Consider the following 1,746-nt stretch of genomic DNA (forward strand, 5'->3'; position numbering starts at 1 on the left):
ATCACGCCTGCCATGAAGTTGGCGATGGCCACTTAGCTCCACTTCTGGCGACCGCTAGAAGTGGGGGGATTACCCCACCCTGCGCCTGCGCGGCCGCTGGCTGGAACAATTGGGCTTTGCCATCGGCAGCAAGCTGCACATCCGCCAGCGCGATGGCGAGTTGGTCATCAGCCTTGTAGACCCACATTGATCACGCCGCAGCGCATGCGCGCACCGCATGTGCCCGGCCCGTTGCTGGAGACGTCGCATGATGAGTGAGGGCATGACCGGCGCGTCGCGTGCAGACCGCCACGCTGTCATTGGCCAGGTGGTCGCGGCACGCGCGCACACCGCAAGCGCGGTGCCGGTTGAGCGCTACGGCAGCCGCCCGTGGCGCCACCGCAGGGCCTACGCCGTGGGCGAGTTGCCGGCCCGCGCGCCCGCGGCGGGCATCTACGGGCTTGGCCGCGTCACCACACGCTGGCACGTGCGCGAGGAGCGCGCGCCGGCCAGGGAACGCTTCGACCAGGCCGTGGTGCAGCTGCAGGCGGAGCTGCTCACCTACATGCGGCGGCGCCTGCGCGACCCGCACACCGCCGCCGACCTTGCCCAGGAAACGCTGCTGCGCCTGCTGGCCTACCGCAACACGCCCGACATCCACAGCTACAAGCTGCTGCTGTACCGCATTGCCCACAACGTGGTGCTGGAGCACTGGCGCACGCGCCACCGCAGGCACGCCGCCCGCCACGTGCCGCTGGAGGACAGCGAACCGCTCGCCGCCGCCGGCACGGCGGTGGACCAGCTGGTGGACGCCCGCCGCACCCTGCAGCACCTGCACACCCACACGCTGCCCGCGCTGCCGCCCAAATGCCGCCAGGCCTTCATGCTTAACCGCTTCGACGGCCTCACCTACCCGCAAGTCGCCGCCGTCATGGGCATCTCGGTCAAGATGGTGGAAAAACACATCAGCCGCGCCCTGGCCGCCTGCCGCGCGGCGGTGGGTGAGTGACGCCAGGGCGATGCATTGCGCAGGTGGCGGTGCGTCACGACCAGCGCATTGGGGCACCTGACAGTCCTCTGCCAACCGAAGTCACATGGCCCACCTTATCTGCTGTCATCCACCCATAGCGCAGACACCGATCTCATCCATTCGACAGCCTTATGGTCTCGATGATTGGCAATGGCATGCCGCGTCTGGACGCGGACCACGGCAAGCGATTCAGACTTTTCCCACACGAGAATCAGTCTATCCGCCTCGTCTACGTGGTGTGCACGGCAGAGTATAGCCGGCCGGATTTCACCGGGACTTAGGACGGAATATGAAGTTTTGTTTGAGTAGCACCCTGGCCGCCGCGGTAATGAGTGTGGGTCTCCTTGGGGCAGAATCCGCGATTGCTCAGAAAATCGACTATCTGGGTGCAAGCCATCGCACAACAGTGGCTGCGTTGGCTCAGCCAGCATCTGTCCCCGCCGGTGTCCAGTTGGTCGAATTGGAACGTTGGTTCCACAGGGACGACACAAGGTCAGGGCGCCCACTGAATACTCCTGGCGGCATGATCTACCCAGGAAAGAAGCAGGGAACACTTGGATTCATTTCCTACTACCCATTCGAGGGAAGTCATACGTTGTACTCGTGCATGACGAACGACTACCGCGATTCATTCACCTCGACCGATTCTAATTGCGAAGGGCAATTGTCGACTCCCCGTAAAATTGGTCCATCCATAGTTAGAGGTCCCCGGGCACACTAGCCACCAAGGAGACCAA

1 protein-coding gene and 1 pseudogene are annotated in these 1,746 nt (G+C 63.9%); both read left to right on the plus strand.

Translation table 11 applies throughout. The features are described 5' to 3' along the window. Window positions 1-73: 73 nt before the first annotated feature. Window positions 74-190: pseudogene (locus LL972_RS21495) on the plus strand (SymE family type I addiction module toxin); the annotation flags it as partial. Window positions 191-250: 60 nt separating this feature from the next. Then, on the plus strand, window positions 251-988 hold the full coding sequence (locus tag LL972_RS21500) for an RNA polymerase sigma factor (RefSeq protein WP_228329318.1): 738 nt from the start codon (window positions 251-253) through the stop codon (window positions 986-988). Window positions 989-1,746 lie beyond the last annotated feature (758 nt).

It is taken from the genome of Xanthomonas campestris pv. asclepiadis (assembly GCF_020784175.1).
In the GTDB taxonomy this organism is placed as follows: domain Bacteria; phylum Pseudomonadota; class Gammaproteobacteria; order Xanthomonadales; family Xanthomonadaceae; genus Xanthomonas; species Xanthomonas campestris_D.

Coding starts and splice junctions, on each gene's coding strand:
- LL972_RS21500 (WP_228329318.1), top strand. CDS start 251: ATGAGTGAGGGCATGACCGGCGCGTCGCGTGCAGACCGCCACGCTGTC.